General features: G+C 61.3%; 12 protein-coding genes, 3 rRNA genes and 1 pseudogene. 5 read left to right on the top strand and 11 right to left on the bottom strand.

Annotated features, from left to right (window positions below; genetic code table 11):
- The first annotated feature begins 298 nt into the window (after positions 1 to 298).
- From BCAL_RS06965 to BCAL_RS06955, 3 genes are all read left to right on the top strand, one after another.
- The gene (locus BCAL_RS06965; RefSeq protein ID WP_043165996.1) at positions 299 to 1,135 is read left to right on the top strand and encodes a class I SAM-dependent methyltransferase; all 837 of its coding nucleotides are present in this window, start codon (positions 299 to 301) and stop codon (positions 1,133 to 1,135) included.
- Positions 1,136 to 1,176: 41 nt separating this feature from the next.
- The gene (locus tag BCAL_RS06960) at positions 1,177 to 1,602 is read left to right on the top strand and encodes a cupin domain-containing protein (protein WP_238549653.1); all 426 of its coding nucleotides are present in this window, start codon (positions 1,177 to 1,179) and stop codon (positions 1,600 to 1,602) included.
- A 389-nt stretch (positions 1,603 to 1,991) separates the two neighbouring features.
- Complete coding sequence (locus BCAL_RS06955) at positions 1,992 to 2,831, top strand: YoaK family protein (RefSeq protein WP_052119152.1); 840 nt, start codon at positions 1,992 to 1,994, stop codon at positions 2,829 to 2,831.
- Here the strand turns inward: BCAL_RS06955 and urtE are convergent.
- Genes urtE through urtA form a run of 5 tightly spaced genes read right to left on the bottom strand, consistent with a single transcriptional unit; the run spans position 2,795 to position 7,828 of the window.
- Complete coding sequence (urtE, locus tag BCAL_RS06950) at positions 2,795 to 3,496, bottom strand: urea ABC transporter ATP-binding subunit UrtE (protein ID WP_238549652.1); 702 nt, start codon at positions 3,494 to 3,496, stop codon at positions 2,795 to 2,797. The two genes, BCAL_RS06955 and urtE, sit on opposite strands and share 37 nt — an antisense overlap.
- Complete coding sequence (urtD, locus tag BCAL_RS06945; protein WP_081887330.1) at positions 3,496 to 4,416, bottom strand: urea ABC transporter ATP-binding protein UrtD; 921 nt, start codon at positions 4,414 to 4,416, stop codon at positions 3,496 to 3,498. The genes urtE and urtD overlap by 1 nt, the downstream gene beginning before the upstream one ends.
- Positions 4,417 to 4,430: 14 nt before the next feature.
- Complete coding sequence (gene urtC / locus BCAL_RS06940; RefSeq protein ID WP_081887329.1) at positions 4,431 to 5,567, bottom strand: urea ABC transporter permease subunit UrtC; 1,137 nt, start codon at positions 5,565 to 5,567, stop codon at positions 4,431 to 4,433.
- A 31-nt stretch (positions 5,568 to 5,598) separates the two neighbouring features.
- The gene (urtB, locus tag BCAL_RS06935; protein ID WP_043165994.1) at positions 5,599 to 6,483 is read right to left on the bottom strand and encodes an urea ABC transporter permease subunit UrtB; all 885 of its coding nucleotides are present in this window, start codon (positions 6,481 to 6,483) and stop codon (positions 5,599 to 5,601) included.
- A gap of 22 nt (positions 6,484 to 6,505) precedes the next feature.
- Positions 6,506 to 7,828, bottom strand: coding sequence for an urea ABC transporter substrate-binding protein (urtA, locus tag BCAL_RS06930; RefSeq protein ID WP_238549651.1), 1,323 nt, complete (start codon positions 7,826 to 7,828; stop codon positions 6,506 to 6,508).
- 489 nt (positions 7,829 to 8,317) lie between these two features.
- Between urtA and BCAL_RS06925 the strand changes: the two are divergent.
- Positions 8,318 to 9,111, top strand: a pseudogene (locus BCAL_RS06925) (nitroreductase family protein).
- A gap of 318 nt (positions 9,112 to 9,429) precedes the next feature.
- Entirely contained in the window at positions 9,430 to 10,188 is a 759-nt protein-coding gene (locus BCAL_RS06920; protein WP_052119151.1) for a MurR/RpiR family transcriptional regulator, read from the top strand.
- Here the strand turns inward: BCAL_RS06920 and BCAL_RS13955 are convergent.
- The 6 genes from BCAL_RS13955 to BCAL_RS06890 form a co-directional block, all read right to left on the bottom strand.
- Entirely contained in the window at positions 10,145 to 10,768 is a 624-nt protein-coding gene (locus tag BCAL_RS13955; RefSeq protein WP_043165990.1) for a sugar O-acetyltransferase, read from the bottom strand. The genes BCAL_RS06920 and BCAL_RS13955 overlap by 44 nt on opposite strands.
- Positions 10,769 to 10,778: 10 nt before the next feature.
- Positions 10,779 to 11,363 (bottom strand): sugar O-acetyltransferase, encoded by a 585-nt coding sequence (locus tag BCAL_RS06910; RefSeq protein ID WP_238549650.1) that lies wholly within the window; start codon positions 11,361 to 11,363, stop codon positions 10,779 to 10,781.
- Between the two features lie 859 nt (positions 11,364 to 12,222).
- A 5S ribosomal RNA gene (rrf, locus tag BCAL_RS06905) occupies positions 12,223 to 12,339 on the bottom strand.
- 165 nt (positions 12,340 to 12,504) lie between these two features.
- Positions 12,505 to 15,566, bottom strand: a 23S ribosomal RNA gene (locus BCAL_RS06900).
- Positions 15,567 to 15,997: 431 nt separating this feature from the next.
- Positions 15,998 to 17,513 (bottom strand): 16S ribosomal RNA (locus BCAL_RS06895).
- The 16S, 23S and 5S rRNA genes sit together here, the layout of an rRNA operon.
- Before the next feature lie 484 nt (positions 17,514 to 17,997).
- Entirely contained in the window at positions 17,998 to 18,291 is a 294-nt protein-coding gene (locus BCAL_RS06890; RefSeq protein ID WP_043167907.1) for a hypothetical protein, read from the bottom strand.
- Between the last annotated feature and the right edge of the window lie 143 nt (positions 18,292 to 18,434).

Raw genomic sequence — 18,434 nt, 5'->3', positions numbered from 1 at the left:
GGTGGAATGCTGATGTAGAGCTTCCGGCGCCCATGTGCCGAACGCGTCGATGACCGCGTCGAAGCCGGCCAGATCGGCCGCAGTCAGGTCGAACAGATCCTTGGACAGGACGTGCTGGGCGGCGGTCCTGTTCTCGCTGAGGACTACAAAACCAGACTCGCGGCCTGACGACCGCTCCCTCTCGCGTGACTTGGCACCCGCTGCCTCCGCCGCTTCCGCTTTGCTTGGCGCGATCTTTCATCGTCTTTTCCCGCGAAACTCTTGTGCCGCGTGGCCGAGCCCGATAGCATCGCGACTCATGACCGATACCAATGCCCTACCGCTTCCCCAGTCCGATCGCGATCCCGCGCACCTGCAGGGACACTGGCTGCTGGCCCGCATCGGCAAGCGCGTACTGCGCCCCGGCGGCAAGAAGCTCACCGAACGCATGCTCGCCAACACCGATATCGCCGGCAAGGACGTCGTCGAGTTCGCGCCGGGACTCGGTCTGACCACTAGGGCGATTCTGGCTCAGGGGCCGAAGAGCTATCGCGGCGTGGACCGAGATCCGCAAGTTGTGGACATCATCACCCGGCTGACTGCGGAACAGTCAGGACAGTCCGGACAGCGCCCCATCCCCGCGAGCTGCGTCCTGCGCGACGCCGCCGACACCGGACTTGACACGGACAGTGCCGACGTGGTGATCGGCGAGGCCATGCTCACGATGCAGAGCGATCGCGGCAAGCGGGCGATCATCGACGAGGCGTTCCGACTGCTGCGCGCAGGCGGCACCTACTCGATCCACGAGCTCGGCCTGCAGCCGGATGATCTGGACGACTCCGTCAAGGACGAGATCCGCAAGGCGCTGGCACGCAGCATCAAGGTGAACGCGCGACCGCTCACCGAGGCGGAATGGCGAGATCTGTTGGAATCCGCGGGATTCGAGGTGCTGTGGAGCGGCAAGGAGCCGATGGCCCTGCTGGATATGCGGCGCAATATCGCCGACGAGGGCATCGGCGGCGTACTGCGCATCATGCGTAATGTGCTGGGGAACAAGGACATTCGCGCCCGCGTGCTTGGCATGAAGTCCACGTTCGACAAGTATCGCGACGAGCTCACGGGCATCGCCTTCGTGGTACGCAAGCCCCAAGCGTGACATCGTGGCGTAAGATCACACCAAGTACAAAGGAGCACATCATGACCGATGACAACCAGCAAATCAAGCAGGGCTGCTGCAAGCAGGACGACGGGCATCACTGCAAGTGCAGGCACGATGCCGAGGGCCATGCCATCGCCGTCGACCCGCATCTGGGCTATGTCGCCGATCTCGCCTCGCTGATCGACATCCAGGAGGAGGCCACCGTCTCGCGAACGGTGCTGAGGGAGGATGGACTGCGCGCCGTGCTCTTCGCCTTCGACAAGGATCAGGCGCTGAGCGAGCACACCGCGGCCATGCCCGTGACGATCCAGGTGCTCGAAGGCCGACTGCGTATCGGTGGCGGCGAGCGCGAAGTCGAACTCACCCCCGGCGGCATCGTCTATCTGAGCGCCCGGCTGCCGCACACCGTCTACGCGCTCGAACCCAGCAAGATGCTGTTGCAGATGTTCGACAACCGGGGCTGAGCACCAGTCGGGTCCCACTGCCTCGACTATGAGTCCCGCGCCGGTCTAATCCCCCAAGGAACATACTTAATCCCGATGAACGTACGCTGACTCCCGCTCAGCGTACGTTCATCGGGAGGATAACCACTCGATCACCCGTTTTCGTACGCTCACCACGAGTAGGCGTACGAATACGGGTGATCTCCCTTTTATGCCCACGATCAACGTACGCTCACCGCCATTCAGCGTACGTTGATCGTGGCTCCTCCCCGGATAACCCCCGGGAACGTACGCCGCCTCTCGTCCGGACACCACTCGATCACCGAACACCACCCGGCACCGACCCTGCCCATGGCTCAGCGTACGTTGTATGTGGTCTTTTTCCACGTACGAAGGATTCCTCCCCAACCATGACATCGCATCTCGCCGAAGCCGGTCGCACGCTGATCCCGCGCAAGGATGACAGGTACGGCCTGCTCTCCCCCGCGCTGGTGATCCTGACGTACGTCGCGGGATTGGTGGATGCGTTGAGCTACCTGGCGTTGGGGCATGTGTTCGTGGCGAACGTGACCGGCAACATCGTCTTCCTTGGATTCTCGATCGCCCATGCGCAGGGATTCGTCTGGTGGACGTCGGCATTGACGTTGGTCGCGTTCATGGTCGGTGCGTTGATCGGCGGGCGCATCATCCACTATTTCGGCCATCATCGCGCCCGCCATCTGCTGGTTTCGACCGGCGTGCAGGCGCTGTTCGTGATCGCCGCGCTGGTCGGCATCCGTCTGCTCAACCAGTTCATGCCGGCGGCCGCCACCTCATCCGGCCCGAGTCTCAACTTCCCGACCGCGAACCATATCGATCTGCATATCATCCTGCTGATCGTGCTACTCGCCCCGGCGATGGGCATCCAGAACTCGACGGCCCGCAAGCTGTCGGTTCCGGATCTGCCCACCACGGTTCTGACGATGACGCTGACCGGCGTCGTCGCGGACACCTCCGCGCACGGCCACGAAAAGTCGAAGCTAGGCCGTCGCGCAGTGGTGATGGTCGCGTTGGCGCTTGGCGCGCTGACCGGCGCGCTGCTGCAGACGCACGGTCACGAGGATGTGATTCTGATGGTGATGATCGGCTGTCTGCTGGCAGTCATGGCGATGATGTTCCCGCATCTCACCTCGACGGCACCGTGGGCCACCGGTCAAACCCACCACTCACAACATCACACGCGCATGGCCTCCTTCGCGGCCTCGACCTGATCGGCGCCGCCCTCGCCGCTGGCGATGAATCGCCCGGAGGCGAGCACGTAGTAGCGGTCCGCGCGTTCGACCGCGAACTGCACCTTCTGCTCGACCAGCACCACGCCGATGCCCTTCTGCTCGGCCATCGTGCGGATCGCCTTCTGGATCTCCGCGACGATGTTCGGCTGGATGCCTTCGGTCGGCTCGTCGAGGATCATGAGCTTCGGACGGGTGATCAATGCGCGGGCGATCGACAGCTGCTGGCGCTGGCCGCCGGAGAGCAGTCCGGCGCGGCGTCCGGCGAACTCCTTGAGAATCGGGAACATCTCCACGGCCTCGTCGTAGCGGGCCTTCGCCTCGGCACCGTACCGGTCGGCTACCACATGCAGGTTCTCGTCGACGGTCATCGTGCCGAACGACTGCTGCCCCTGCGGCACGAACGCCATGCCGCGTCGGATGCGCTGGTTCGGCGCGACTTTGGTGATGTCGTCGCCGTCGAACGTGATCGACCCGGACGTGACCGGCAGCAACCCCAGCAACGCCTTGAGCAGCGTGGTCTTGCCGGCGCCGTTGTTGCCGACGATGCTGACCCACTGGCCAGCCGCCACGTCGAAGCTGATGTCGTTGACGACCGTCACCTTGCCGTAGCCGGTGTTGAGGTCCTTCACTTCCAGCATTGCCATCACTGATCGCCTCCTCCGAGGTAGATGTTCACGACTTCCTCGTTGTTCTGGATCTCCTCGACCGAGCCTTCGGCGAGGATCTCACCCTGGTTGAGCACGGTGACGGAGTCGGCGAACTGGCGCATGAACTCCATATCGTGTTCGACGATGATGACCGTGCGGTTCTTGCTGCATCGCTTGAGCAGCTCGCCGGTCTGCACGCGTTCGGCGGGCGTCATGCCGGCGACCGGTTCGTCAAGCAGGAGCAGGTGCGCGTCCTGCACGAGCAGCATGCCGATCTCCAGCCACTGCTTCTTGCCGTGCGGCAGGATGCCGGCGGGCGTGTTCATGTCGTCGGTCAGGTTGCACACGTCGAGCATGTACTCGATGTTCTGCGAGACGCCGCCGACCGTGCGGAACAGGTCGCGGCCCTTCTTGCGGAATCCCTCGGCGAGCTGGAGGTTCTCCAGCACGGACAGCTCCTCGACGACCGACGCCGTCTGGAACGTGCGTCCGACGCCGAGTTTGACGATGTCGTTCGGCTTCCTGCCCAGCAGCTCCTCGCCGCGGAACTTCGCCGATCCGGTGGACGGCACGAGGCCGGTGATCGCATCGATGATCGTGGTCTTGCCGGCGCCGTTCGGGCCGATGAGGAAGCGCAGGTCGCCGTGTTCGACGGTCAGGTCGAGGTTCTTCACCGCGACGAATCCGTCGAATTCGACGTGGAGGCCCTTGACCTCCAGATAGTCGTTCCATTGGCCGCCGCGATCGTCGAGCACCGCAAGCTGGTCGTGCAGCTTGGTGCGTTCCTCGACGATCTCGGCCTTCATGGCCGCGGCCTCGTCGCGCATGCGCTTGGCTTCGTCACGCATCTGCACCATTTCGGCGCGCAGCTGCTCCAGATCCTCCTTCGAGGCGGGAGTCGTAGGGTTCGAGCTCATGTTCCTCTCCTCACTCATGCGTTCACCGTTGCGGTCTTCGCAACGCCGGTCGTCGTGTCAGCGGCCCCGGCACCGATGGCCCCGGCACCGCCGAGTCCCAGCTTGTCCTTGATCCACGGCCATACGCCCTTGAACTGTCCCAAGCCCATCGGCACGAAGGCGATGACCAGGATGAAGATCAGGCCCTCCAGGTACGTCCACGCGGACGGATACGCCTCGGACAGCTGCGTTTCGGCGAAGCGGATGATCAGCGTGCCGACCAGCGGGCCGAGCAGCGTGGTGCGTCCGCCGATGACCACGCCGGCGAGCATCAGGATGGACGGCGTCACGCTGATGTCGGAGGGCGAGATGATGCCGACGACCGGCACGAACATCGCGCCGCCGATGCCGGCGAACATGGCCGCCATCGAGAAGGCGAACACCTTGATGGATGCGGGGTTGTAGCCGAGGAACTTCATGCGGTTTTCCTGATCGCGCACGCCGATGATCAGGTTGCCCATGAACGAGCGGCGGATCCAGTAGACGATGAGCACCATGGCCAAGGTCAGGAACGCGCAGATGTAGTAGATCATGCGCTTGTTGGCCGGATCGGTCAGATCGTAGCCGAAGAAGCCCTTGAAGTCGTTGAGGCCGTTGGTGCCGCCGGTCGTCTTGGACTGGCCGATGAGCAGCACCGCGAAGGCGGCGACGAGCGCCTGCGACAGGATCGCGAAGTATGCGCCCCTGACGCCGCGGCCGAACACCGCAAGACCGAGGATCGCGGCGATCGCTCCCGGCACCGCGGCCACGCCGATCACGGCGATCACGGGGTTGCGGAACAGCTCCCAGAAGCCCGGCACCTGCGTGATGCCGTACTGGGCCATGAAGTCGGGCACCTGACCGGGGCCGATGTCCTCGAGCTTCATGTGGATGGCCATCACGTACGCGCCGAGGCCGAAGAACAGTCCCTGGCCGAGCGTCAGCATGCCGCCCTGGCCCCAGGCCAGTCCGATGCCGATGGCGACCATCGCGTAGCACAGGTACTTCGACAGGAGGCCGAGATTGTACACGTTCAGCACCGCGGGCGCGAGGAAGATCAGCGCGATGGCGATGACGGCGCCGATCCACGGCTTGTATTTGAGGTAGAAAGCACCAATACCAGTAGCGTTCATTGTTGTTCCCTCTCTTCGACGTTCACGCGGTTCACGCGAGGTTCCTCGAACGGATGGCGACCAGTCCCTGCGGACGGAACTGCAGGAAGATCACGACGATCAGGAAGACGGCCACCTGTCCGATCGATGCGGAGGTCGGCAGCTCGATCGAGGACTGGCACAGGCCCAGCACGAAGGAGGCGATGACTGCGCCCTTCAGCTGGCCGACGCCGCCGGCGACGACCACGAGGAAGGCCTGCACGATGAACGTGGTGCCGAAGTTGAAGCTGATCGAGTTGAGCAGGCTCAGCGCCACGCCGGCGATGCCGGCGATGCCGGAGCCGAGGAAGAACGTCACGTGGTCGACGGTCTTCGTGGAGATGCCGGATACCTCGGCGAGATCGCGGTTCTCGGAGGTCGCGCGGATCTGGCGGCCGAGCGGTGTGAGCTTCAGGACCGCGTACAGCGCGGCCACGCACACGATCGACAGGATGAAGATGAACAGTCGGCCGGCAGAGAAGCTGTAGCCGAACACCGTGACCGGGTTGGTCAGCGCGTCGGGCGCGGAGGCGTAGACCGGGGTCGCGCCGAAGATGTCACGCGCCAGCTGCTGGAGTACCAGCGATACGCCGAAGGTGACGAGCAGCGTGTCGAGCGGGCGATTGCGCATGCGTTCGAGCAGCAGCACGTCGAGCAGCAGGCCCAGCAGGCCGGCAACGACGAATCCGACGACGAGGGCGACGCCCAACGAGACGGTCTTGTTGCCGATGACCGTGCTCATCACGTACGCGGTGTACGCGCCGGCCATCATGAACTCGCCGTGGGCGTTGTTGATGACGCCCATCTGGCCGAAGGTCAGCGACAGGCCGAGTGCGGCGAGCAGCAGGATCGATCCGTTGGACAGACCCGCTACGATCTGAGGAAATAGCATATCCATTGTTTCGTGTCCTTCTCTCTCGTCAGTTGCTCGAACCGGAGTCTTCGACGCTTGCGCTCAGACTCTTCGCCCAGTCGTAGGTCTTCAGATACGGATCCGGCTGGATCGGGCCGTCGGACTTCCACACGGTGTGGATGAGCTTGTCGGTGCCGATCTTGCCGATGTACGAGGTCTTGTAGATGTGGTGGTTCTCGCCGTCGACCTTGACCTTGCCCTCCGGCGCATTGAAGGTGACGCCGTCGGCCGCCGCCTTGACCTTGTCCACGTCGAACGACTTGGCCTTCTCGACCATGCCCTTCCACAGGTAGACGGAGGTGTATGCGGACTCCATCGGGTCGGAGGTCGGGCGGTTCTGCCCGTACTTGGCCTTGAAGTTCTTCACGAACGTCTTGTTCTGCGCGTTGTCGAGCGTCTGGTAGTAGTTCCAAGCGGTCAGCTGGTCCTTGACGTTGTCGACGCCGATGGCGGAGACCTCCTCCTCGGCGATGGACATCGAGATGACCGGCACGGTGTCCGCCTTGAGGCCGGACGCCTTGTACTCCTTGAAGAACGCGACGTTGGAGTCGCCGTTCAAAGTGTTCACGACCGCGTCCGCGCCGGAGAACTTGAGTTTGTTGACGATGGTGGTGAAGTCGGTGGAGCCCATCGGGGTGTACTCCTCGCCGACGACCTGCATGCCGTTGCCCTCCGCGTACGCCTTGACCACGCGGTTCGCGGTCTGCGGGAACACGTAGTCGGATCCGACGAGGAACAGCTTCTTGTAGCCCTTCTCCTTGAGGTAGTCGAGGGCGGGCACGATCTGCTGGTTCGGGGCGGCTCCGGAGTAGAAGATGTTCGGGCTCGCCTCCATGCCCTCGTACTGCAGCGGGTAGAACAGAAGCGCGTTATCGGCCTCGAACACCGGCAGCATGGCCTTGCGCGAGGAGGAGGTCCAGCCGCCGAACACCGCGGCCACGCACTCCTTCTCGATCAGGGTCCTCGCCTTCTCGGCGAACACGGCCGGCTCCGACTTGCCGTCCTGCTGGACGACCTCGATCTTCTTGCCGAGCACTCCGCCCTTGGCGTTGATCTCGTCGACCGCCATGTGCAGCGAGTCGGAGACGGTCTGTTCGGAGATCGCCATCGTGCCGGACAGCGAGTTGACGAATCCGACCTTGATGGTGCTGCCGGACGTGTCGACGCACGACGTGGCGTCCGCCGATCCACCGTTGCCGGCCGCGTCGGCGGCCTCCTTCTCGGCGACCGTACGCCCCCAGCCGCAGCCGGCGGTGGACAGCACTGCCGCGAGCACGCATGCCATGGCCCCCAGTCTGGCACCTATCTTCCTGGCACGTGATGTAGTCATACGGTCCCTCTCTTTTTTACGCGTACGACGTGGTTGACGTCCGTTGGTTGGTTGACACAATGTGTTGACAACGTGTTGTCGCGTTATGTGAGGTGCGCGGGATCACGCCGGATGGGCGCCACCCCGCGCACCACCCTGAACGCTTGTAGGGGACAGCATCGCACCTCCCGCTTTCCCCGCCGTTGCCCTGATGTTTCCTTCACATCTCATTGATGTCCATTACGTAAACGATGTCATTCCAATTCCCCGCCTCCCTTTGGCGGACCGTTGCCGTGAAGCAAACAGCGGAGCTGTTTGCAGGCAACGTGCGAACCGATAGGCGAGCCACCAAAAGCCGCGCGCGGCGCGTCCCAACTTCCCTGGCTCCCCTTGTCAGGGGAGCTGACCCGCAAAGCGGGACTGAGGGGTAGTTGCCGTGGCGAGCAACCGCATGCCGCCGACAGCGGAATCACCCTTCCCTGCAACCTCCGCGACTGCGATAATGGCCGTATGACCACACATTCTGATGATGTTGCCGCCGTCAATGAGACGGTCGCCACGCTGCTGAACCGTCGTTCCATCCGCAAGTTCAAGGCCGATCCGATCGACGACGACACCCGCGCCGTCCTGGAGACCGTCGCCCAGCATGCCGCCTCCAGCCAGTATCTCAACGACTGGTCCGCGATCCGCATCTCCGATCCGTCCATCAAGGCGAAGTTCGCCGAGATCGGCCACCAGCCGTACATCGCCGAGGCGCCGCTGCTGTACCTGTTCATCCTCGATGAACAGCGCAACGCGCGCATCGCCGAGCGCAAGGGCGTCGACACGTCTTCGCCCGACTGGGGTCTCGCGTCCAGCTACCGGTTCACGCAGGCACAGAACGACGCCGTGCTGGCTCTGCACGCGATGGAGACCGCCGCGTATTCGCTCGGTCTCGGCTGTGTGATTCTCGGCTCATTGCTCAATGACATTCCGGAACTGATCGAACTGTGTCACCTGCCGAAGTACACGTACCCGGTATTGGGCCTCGCGATCGGCAAGCCCGATCAGGAGCCGGCATTGAAGCCGCGCATGCCGCGCACGATGCAGTTCTTCGAGAACCAGTACCCGACCGCGGACGATGCCGCTATGTTGGATGGTCTCGAGGAGTTCGACGGGACCGTGCATCAGTACTACGATCTGCGCAACACTGATCGTCCGGCGACGCCTTCAGCGACCAGATCTCCAAGGTCAGCACCCAGAACGTGAACGACAAGTCGCTGTTGGACAAGGCCACGGCCCAGGGCTTCCATCTGGAGAAGTAGCCTTCTGACATAATGTACGTTATGTCAACGGCCCCATGGGCCCCGGGCTCCACTGAACAACCCCTGGCAACAACGATCAGGAGTACGTTCTTCCGGATATTCCCGGTGAACTTCCGGAAGAACGTACTCCTACGACTGGTAGGCGTACGTTCCTTCGGAAGACCCATGAAGACACCCGAGGGAACGTACGCTCGTGTCCGGTAGGCGTACGTTCCCCCGGAAGATCCATGGAAACACCCGGAGGAACGTACGCCTACTGTCGACCGGTGTCGACGGCGGACGGCCAACGGACGACGTCGCCGTACTACAGTGGAGCCCATGTTCACCTTCGAACAGTTGACGCGCTGCAACCGGACCGAGCTTATGATATGCCGGTTCGTCTCCACGCATGTGGAATCGGTGGCGTATATGTCGGTGCGCGAGCTGGCCGCCGCCACGTACGTATCCCCGTCCACCATCATGCGCTGGTGCGTGAAAATGGGCTTCGAAGGATTCGATTCGTTCAAGGCCGCGGTCCACGAGGCCGCATCCGCACGGAAGAGCAGCCCAGTTCCCCAAGCCGATCTGAGCGAGTTGTCCTTGTTCTTCTCGCGCGCCGACTCCCCCGCGTTCGAAGCCATGCTCGGCGAGGCGACCTCACTATTGGAGCATGCCGATCCGATCGTGTTCGTCGGCGAGGGCTCATCCGGCACGATCGCCGATTACGGGGCACGTCCGTTCGCCAATCTGGGATTGTTCGCCATCGGTCTGACGGATGCGTTCTATCCGACTGCCACGTTCGCCCGCCAATCCATGGCGGTCATCGCCGTGTCGGAGAGTGGCGAGACGCCGAAGCTTCTGGAGCTGATGGAGGGGTTCGCCTCCCGTGGTGCGACCCTGCTCGCGTTGACGAATGCGACAGACAGCACGCTCGCCGCGATGTGCGATTGGTCGTTCGCCGCCGGGTTGTCGTCCGAACGCGTCAACGGCGGATACAACGCGACCAGTCAGCTGCCCGCCGTATTCGTCATCGAGTCGCTGTCACGGCGTCTGGTCAAACTGCGGAATGATCGGAATCAGGGCGATCGGAACCGTTAATCGGACGCAATACGCGGCACGGATTGCCGACTGCGACCACGTTCGCGGGGATGTCATGCGTGACGACCGATCCAGCGCCGATCACTGTGCCGTCTCCGATGGTCACGCCGGGAAGCACAATGACGCCGCCGCCCAGCCAGCAGCCGCGGCCGATATGGATCGGCTTGGCATACGTGTTCCAGCGGTAGTGTGCATCCCCCGGTTTCCAGCCTTCGACGAGACGATCCGCAAGCTCGACCGGATGCGTGGCCGTGTACAGCTGCACGTTCGACGCGATCAAGGTGTCCGATCCGATGGTGATCGTGTTGCAGTCCACGAACGTGCAGTTCATGTTGACCGACACGTTGCTGCCGATGCGAATGTTCCGCCCGTAATCGCAGATGAACGGCAGTCCGACCGACACGTTCTCTCCGATCTGACCGAACAACGATTCGAGGATCTCGCGTTTGCGGGTCTTCGCGTCGTAGGGCAGTCGATTGTACTCGCCCAATAGTCGCCTTGCCGTGTTCTTGTAGTCGAGGAATATGGCGTCGTGGCAGTCGTAGATCTCGCCTGCCATGCACTTGTCGAGCTCGTTCATGTCTGTCTCCTTACTCCTGTACGTCGAGACGACGGTCGTGCCAGTAGTATTCGCGATCGTGCTCGCCGATCGGCCGCACGACTTTGCACGGTACGCCGACTGCGACGACATTCGCGGGGATGTCATGCGTGACAACCGATCCGGCGCCGATCACGCTGTTCTCACCGATGGTGACGCCGGGCAGGATGCTCACGTTGGAGCCGACCCACACGTTGCGTCCGATGTGCACGGGCAACGCATACGTATAGTGATGCTCGCGCATGATCGGCAGGATCGGGTGACCGGCGGTGGCGATGGTGACCGACGGACCGAACATCGCGTAGTCGCCGATCCAGATCTCGGCGTCGTCGACCATGCTCATGAACGCATTGATGTAGATGCCCTTGCCGAGGTGGACACGACGGCATCCGTTGTTCGCGTGCAACGGGGTCTCGATGTGTACGCCCTCCCCGACCTCGGCGCACATGCCCTTGAGCAGTTCGGCACGACGATCCTGCTCGGTGGGCTTGGTCTGGTTGTACTCCCACAGCTTGTTCTGCCATTCGAGTTGCCCGTCCATGATGGCCGGATCGTCGTAGTGATAGGGAAGTCCCATGTCCTTACGAGCTACGTTATCCATGTCATTCGTGCCCATATCCTTCACCACCCATACTCGTGTATCTGTCGTATCGTGTATCTGTCCCATCAACACAAGACACCATTTATGGTAGCGATATCACCGTGAGGGGATAACCAAACAAACCGGGATAGGCACGTTCCGTACCGTACACGGAACACAGGGAGTTACCATGTTCCCCAACCCGTAGAAACACAACCCCGTTAATAGGGGAACCATCCGGTAGTGGGAACCATCAGTGGTGGGGGGGGAACCATCGGCGTACGTTTCCCCGGATGTTTTCGGTGGTCTTCCGGCCAAACGTACGTCTACCGACCATAGGTGTACGTTCCTCCGGGTGTTTTCAACCCGTTTCCGGCCAAACGTACTCCTACCAACCGTAGGTGTACGTTCCCCCGGAAGTCCTCCAGGAATGTCCGGATAACCGTACGCGGACAATCGTGGATGTATGTCCCGGGACACCACAGACGAAAGTATCCGGCCGAACACAAACATGCCCGTATATGTGTGTACGTATCTTCGGATACTTCCACAGGTCGTCCGGCCAAACGTACGCTTACCAATCGTGGACGTACGTTCCTCCGGGTGTTTTCAACCCGTTTCCGGATAACCGTACGGATACCGATTGTAGGAGTACGGTTGTCCGGAAGTCTCCCGGGAATACCCGGCCGAACGTACTCCTACCAGCCGTGAATGTACGTTCCTCCGGATGTTCCCCGGGAATGTCCGGTGGAACGTGCTCCTGGCCGTTATTACTGGGGTCGGGTCCTCCCCTGTGGCCGGAAAACAGTGAATCCCCGGGGACTGTGTGTCCTGCCGGGGATTCGGTTACGTTTGGTAGCGGCGACGTGCTACTCTCCCACATCCTCTCGGGTGCAGTACCATCGCCGTGCAAGGCCTTAGCTTCCGGGTTCGGAATGGGACCGGGCGTCTCACCTTGGCTATGGTCGCCGCAAATCTTCAATTAGCATCCCACCACAAGGGCGGGGGATGGAACCGTGACGGTTCGGGGACCGGACGGCGGACGCGAAAAGTGTTGACGTTCTGTGACCCGTTCGACCTGTTCAGTGTCGTACCGGGTGGTTCACGCAGTGCGTGACGCCCTCCCAAACGGGAGGATGTGTGATTGCCTTTTCCCCGTTAGTACCGGTCGGCTCCACCCCTCGCGGGGCTTCCACGTCCGGCCTATCGACCACGTGTTCTTCATGGGGGGTCTCGAGGCCCGAAGGCCTCATGGAATCCTTATCTTGGAGCGGGCTTCCCGCTTAGATGCTTTCAGCGGTTATCCCTTCCGAACGTAGCCAACCGGCCGTGCCACTGGCGTGACAACCGGCATACCAGAGGTTCGTCCACCCAGGTCCTCTCGTACTATGGGCAGGTCTCCTCAAGATTCCAACGAGCGCAGAGGATAGAGACCAAACTGTCTCACGACGTTCTGAACCCAGCTCGCGTGCCGCTTTAATCGGCGAACAGCCGAACCCTTGGGACCTGCTCCAGCCCCAGGATGCGACGAGCCGACATCGAGGTGCCAAACCATCCCGTCGATATGGACTCTTGGGAATGATCAGCCTGTTATCCCCGGGGTACCTTTATCCGTTGAGCGATGCCGCGTCCGTACACCGGCACCGGATCACTAGTTCCGACTTTCGTCCCTGCTCGAGCCGTCGCTCTCGCAGTCAAGCTCCCTTGTGCACTTACACTCGCCACCCGATTGCCAACCGGGCTGAGGGAACCTTTGAGCGCCTCCGTTACTCTTTGGGAGGCAACCGCCCCAGTTAAACTACCCGCCAGGCACTGTCCCAGAGCAGGATCACTGCTCGTGGTTAGACATCCAATGCGAACAGAGCGGTATTTCACCTTGCGGCTCCACACTGGCTGGCGCCAATGCTTCGAAGCCTCCCGCCTATGCTACACAATCCACACCGAATGCCAATACCAAGGTATAGTAAAGGTCCCGGGGTCTTTTCGTCCTTCTGCGCTTAACGAGCATCTTTACTCGTACTGCAATTTCGCCGAGCTCCTGGTCGAGACAGTGGGGAAGTCGTTACGCCATTCGTGCAGGTCGGAACTTACCCGACAAGGAATTTCGCTACCTTAGGATGGTTATAGTTACCACCGCCGTTTACCGGGGCTTGAATTCACCGCTTCGCGTGAGCTGACGGATCCTCTTAACCTTCCGGCACCGGGCAGGCGTCAGTGCATATACAGCGACTTACGTCTTCGCATGCACCTGTGTTTTTGGTAAACAGTCGCTACCCCCTCTTCTGTGCCACCCCCAACAGCTCCGCGCGCGAGGCGCCTCACCACCGGGGGTCTCCCTTAAACCGAAGGAACGGGAGCAATTTGCCGAGTTCCTTGACCAGGATTCGCTCGATCGCTTCGGTATACTCTACCAGACCACCAGTGTCGGTTTGGGGTACGGGCGGCAAACAGCCTCGCGCCGAAGCTTTTCTCGACGGTCGGGATCACCGGATTCGCGCCCAACGGCGCCCATCATCACACCTCGGCCCTGACGCCCCCCGGATTTGCCTGGGGAACGGCCTGCGTGCTTGACCACGGAAAACCACCTCCGCGGCCGGCTACCCGTCCGTGTCACTCCTCGCGCTACCCTACTACAACTACGCTCCCAACACCGCCACGATCCGAACCCCGAAGGGAACATCACACGACGACGGAGGTTAGTACTCGCTGCCTCGGATCGGGCGGCTGCAAGCCGGTACGGGAATATCGACCCGTTCATCCATTCGACTACGCCTGTCGGCCTCGCCTTAGGACCCGACTCACCCAGGGACGATGAACGTGGCCCTGGAACCCTTGGTCATCCAGCGGCGGGGATCCTCACCCCGCTCTCGCTACTCATGTCTGCATTCTCACTCCCACACAGTCCACGACACGCTTACGCGGCCGCTTCGACCCGGTGTGGGACGCTCTCCTACCCAGCAGAAAAACTGCTGCCGCGTCTTCGGTGGTGTGCTTGAGCCCCGCTACATTGTCGGCGCGGAACCACTAGACCAGTGAGCTGTTACGCACTCTTTCAAGGGTGGCTGCTTCTGAGCCAACCTCCTGGCTGTCTATGCGACTCCACATCCTTTCCCACTTAGCACACGCTTCGGGACCTTAGACGACGATCTGGGCTGTCTCCCTCTCGACGACGGAGCTTATCCCCCGCCGACTCACTGCCGGAATACACTTCACGGGTATTCGGAGTTTGGTTGCTGTTGGTACCCTGTACGGGCCCGCAAGCATCCAGTAGCTCTACCCCCCGGAAGCAATCAACCGACGCTGCACCTAAATGCATTTCGGAGAGAACCAGCTATCACGGAATTTGATTGGCCTTTCACCCCTAACCCCAAGTCATCCCCCCGGTTTTCAACCCAGGTGGGTTCGGTCCTCCACACGGTCCTACCCGCGCTTCAACCTGCTCAGGGCTAGATCATCCCGCTTCGGGTCCAGGACACGCGACTACAACGCCTTTTAAGACTCGCTTTCGCTACGCGTACACCACACGGCTTACGCTCGCCACATGCCACTGACTCGCAGACTCATTTTTCGATAGGCACGCCGTCACCCCACAAGAAGGCTCCGACGGATCGTAGGCGCACGGTTTCAGAGACTATTTCACTCCCCTCCCGGGGTACTTTTCACCTTTCCCTCACGGTACTCGTACACTATCGGTCAGACAGGAATATTTAGGCTTATGCAACGGTCTGCACGGATTCGCACGGGATTCCACGGGGCCCGTGCTACTTGGGACACGCGATCAGGAGACCATGCGCATACGGCTACGGGGCCATCACCCTCTACGGCCCGGTATCCAACCCGGTTCGCCTCACACATGGTTTTATCACTCCCGCCCGGCACGTCGGCACCGGGACACACGCTCCCACAACACCACGCACGCAACCCCCGACGGGTATCACACGCACGCGGTTTGGCCTGATCCGCTTTCGCTCGCCACTACTCACGGAATATCCTTTCCTGCAGGTACTGAGATGTTTCACTTCCCTGCGTACCCCCCGGCCGAAGCCGGTGACCGCCCATAACGACGGCCGTGTTCCCACATTCGGAGACCCTCGGATCGAAGCCCTGTTGGCGGCTCCCCGAGGAATATCGCTGCCTCAAACGTCCTTCATCGGTCCTGTCTGCCAAGGCATCCACCCTACGCCCTTGCAAGCAACCCACACCCAACAAGGATGCCGGCCGCCAGCACTGCCATAGCGAACTCCCAGACGACACATCAATACAACTAGAATGATCACAAAACGATCGACGAACACAAAAAAGTGCTCTTCGAAATCAACAGCAAGAAACAACAAAAGTTGTCACTTGCTCGCGTCCACTATCCAGTTCTCAAACCACCACCGCACACACGACCCGACCACCCGGCCAAACGACCGGACGACCACGCCGCGCGACGACGGACCCGCCCCCGCGAACAACCACGGGAAGTGGCGATCCGGGAACCCAAAAGCATGCCCGTACCACCGGCCACGACCAACGACGGCCACGACCACAAGCCAACGATCTCTTCCACACCAGCAACCCGGACCAACCGGAACATCCGGCCGCCGGGCCCACAACGACTCGCAAACACGAGCCTGAAATCTCCGTAGAAAGGAGGTGATCCAGCCGCACCTTCCGGTACGGCTACCTTGTTACGACTTAGTCCCAATCACGAGTCTCACCTTAGACGGCTCCATCCTTGCGGTTAGGCCACCGGCTTCGGGTGCTACCCACTTTCATGACTTGACGGGCGGTGTGTACAAGGCCCGGGAACGCATTCACCGCGACGTTGCTGATTCGCGATTACTAGCGACTCCGCCTTCATGGAGTCGGGTTGCAGACTCCAATCCGAACTGAGACCGGTTTCGGGATCCGCTCCAAGTCACCTTGTCGCATCCCGTTGTACCGGCCATTGTAGCATGCGTGAAGCCCTGGACGTAAGGGGCATGATGATCTGACGTCATCCCCACCTTCCTCCGAGTTACCCCGGCGGTCCCCCGTGAGTTCCCATCACTGCATGCTGGCAACACGGGGCGAGGGTTGCGCTCGTTGCGGGACTTAACCCAACATCTCACGACACGAGCTGACGACGACCATGCACCACCTGTGAACCCGCCCCGAAGGGAAACGACATCTCTGCCGTCGCCGGGAACATGTCAAGCCCAGGTAAGGTTCTTCGCGTTGCATCGAATTAATCCGCATGCTCCGCCGCTTGTGCGGGCCCCCGTCAATTTCTTTGAGTTTTAGCCTTGCGGCCGTACTCCCCAGGCGGGATGCTTAACGCGTTAGCTCCGACACGGGACCCGTGGAAAGGGCCCCACATCCAGCATCCACCGTTTACGGCGTGGACTACCAGGTATCTAATCCTGTTCGCTCCCCACGCTTTCGCTCCTCAGCGTCAGTAACGGCCCAGAGACCTGCCTTCGCCATTGGTGTTCTTCCCGATATCTACACATTCCACCGTTACACCGGGAATTCCAGTCTCCCCTACCGCACTCCAGCCCGCCCGTACCCGGCGCAGATCCACCGTTAAGCGATGGACTTTCACACCAGACGCGACGAACCGCCTACGAGCTCTTTACGCCCAATAATTCCGGATAACGCTTGCACCCTACGTATTACCGCGGCTGCTGGCACGTAGTTAGCCGGTGCTTATTCGAAAGGTACACTCACTCACGCTTGCTCCCAATCAAAAGCGGTTTACAACCCGAAGGCCGTCATCCCGCACGCGGCGTCGCTGCATCAGGCTTGCGCCCATTGTGCAATATTCCCCACTGCTGCCTCCCGTAGGAGTCTGGGCCGTATCTCAGTCCCAATGTGGCCGGTCGCCCTCTCAGGCCGGCTACCCGTCATAGGCTCGGTGGGCCGTTACCCCGCCGACTACCTGATAGGACGCGACCCCATCCCATACCGATAAATCTTTCCCAACACACCATGCAGCATGTTGGAGCATCCGGCATTACCACCCGTTTCCAGGAGCTATTCCGGTGTACAGGGCAGGTCGGTCACGCATTACTCACCCGTTCGCCACTCTCACCCAGGCCGAAACCCGGGATCCCGTTCGACTTGCATGTGTTAAGCACGCCGCCAGCGTTCATCCTGAGCCAGAATCGAACCCTCCACAAAAAAACATGCGAAAGAGCATCGACAGATGACTCTCAAAACAAAAAAAGACGAGAACATCCTTAAGGAAGGACATTCACACAAAACCCCGCCGCAATTCAACCCAACCAAGGGAACCCACCCAAAACAGGCAGGCCTGCAACGGACTGGCAATCATTGACTATAAAGAAGTAGTACAAACACACTCTTGAGTTCTCAAACCACCAAGCACCAGCCCGAAAGGCTTAATCCAGGGGACCAACCCCCGTGCTGAGCAGCAAGAGATAAACTTACACCCGATGGCGTCATGATGCAAGCGAAAGGACACAAGAACCTATGGAAACGGCTCTATCAAGCGGTTTCCCCGGCGTGTCGCAACAGCTTTAATCGCTGGTAGTTACAGGCTAACGCATGCCGATGAAGGGAAAAGACCATCCGCCCAAAATTCGGGACACCGAATCATGAACGATGGTGAATCGAAAACAGCATCGAACCGGGGCAGAACGGATCAGGTGAGGGCAACGACCACGATGGACGCGATGCAGAGCAACGCGGCGACCACCACGGTCCTGATCCACACCGGCGTCCGGTTGCGGTCGGAGATAAGCGAGCAGGCGGCGATGACGTCTAGCGCTAGGCCGACGACGCCGAACACGGACACATCGTCCCACAGCGGCATCATCGCGAACACCGCGGCGATGACCGCAAGGACGATGCCCGCGATGGCGAATCCTCTAGTCATCTCGTTCGGACGTCGTTCCGGCTCGGAGGGCTCCATCTGCGGAACTTCCTGCATCGGCATGGGCGGCACGGGTTCCATGGGCAATGGCGCCCCAGCCTGCGGTGGGATGTTCGGTGCTGCGGGGCCCGCGGTGGGCGGTTCCATCACAGCAATCCAAGCGCCGATGCGAGCCGCTCGACGAACCGATCGCGATCGCAGCCACG

It is taken from the genome of Bifidobacterium callitrichos DSM 23973, from assembly GCF_000741175.1.
In the GTDB taxonomy this organism is placed as follows: Bacteria; Actinomycetota; Actinomycetes; order Actinomycetales; family Bifidobacteriaceae; genus Bifidobacterium; species Bifidobacterium callitrichos.
Note: the sequence above shows the minus strand (reverse complement) of the source record. Positions and strands in the feature narration are given on the sequence as shown.

Bases quoted from the DNA above. Each gene is read 5' to 3' on its own strand.
- BCAL_RS06965 (WP_043165996.1), top strand. From the start codon at position 299: ATGACCGATACCAATGCCCTACCGCTTCCCCAGTCCGATCGCGATCCC.
- BCAL_RS06960 (WP_238549653.1), top strand. From the start codon at position 1,177: ATGACCGATGACAACCAGCAAATCAAGCAGGGCTGCTGCAAGCAGGAC.
- BCAL_RS06955 (WP_052119152.1), top strand. From the start codon at position 1,992: ATGACATCGCATCTCGCCGAAGCCGGTCGCACGCTGATCCCGCGCAAG.
- urtE (WP_238549652.1), bottom strand. From the start codon at position 3,496: ATGGCAATGCTGGAAGTGAAGGACCTCAACACCGGCTACGGCAAGGTG.
- urtD (WP_081887330.1), bottom strand. From the start codon at position 4,416: ATGAGCTCGAACCCTACGACTCCCGCCTCGAAGGAGGATCTGGAGCAG.
- urtC (WP_081887329.1), bottom strand. From the start codon at position 5,567: ATGAACGCTACTGGTATTGGTGCTTTCTACCTCAAATACAAGCCGTGG.
- urtB (WP_043165994.1), bottom strand. From the start codon at position 6,483: ATGGATATGCTATTTCCTCAGATCGTAGCGGGTCTGTCCAACGGATCG.
- urtA (WP_238549651.1), bottom strand. From the start codon at position 7,828: ATGACTACATCACGTGCCAGGAAGATAGGTGCCAGACTGGGGGCCATG.
- BCAL_RS06920 (WP_052119151.1), top strand. From the start codon at position 9,430: ATGTTCACCTTCGAACAGTTGACGCGCTGCAACCGGACCGAGCTTATG.
- BCAL_RS13955 (WP_043165990.1), bottom strand. From the start codon at position 10,768: ATGAACGAGCTCGACAAGTGCATGGCAGGCGAGATCTACGACTGCCAC.
- BCAL_RS06910 (WP_238549650.1), bottom strand. From the start codon at position 11,363: ATGGGACTTCCCTATCACTACGACGATCCGGCCATCATGGACGGGCAA.
- BCAL_RS06890 (WP_043167907.1), bottom strand. From the start codon at position 18,291: ATGCCGATGCAGGAAGTTCCGCAGATGGAGCCCTCCGAGCCGGAACGA.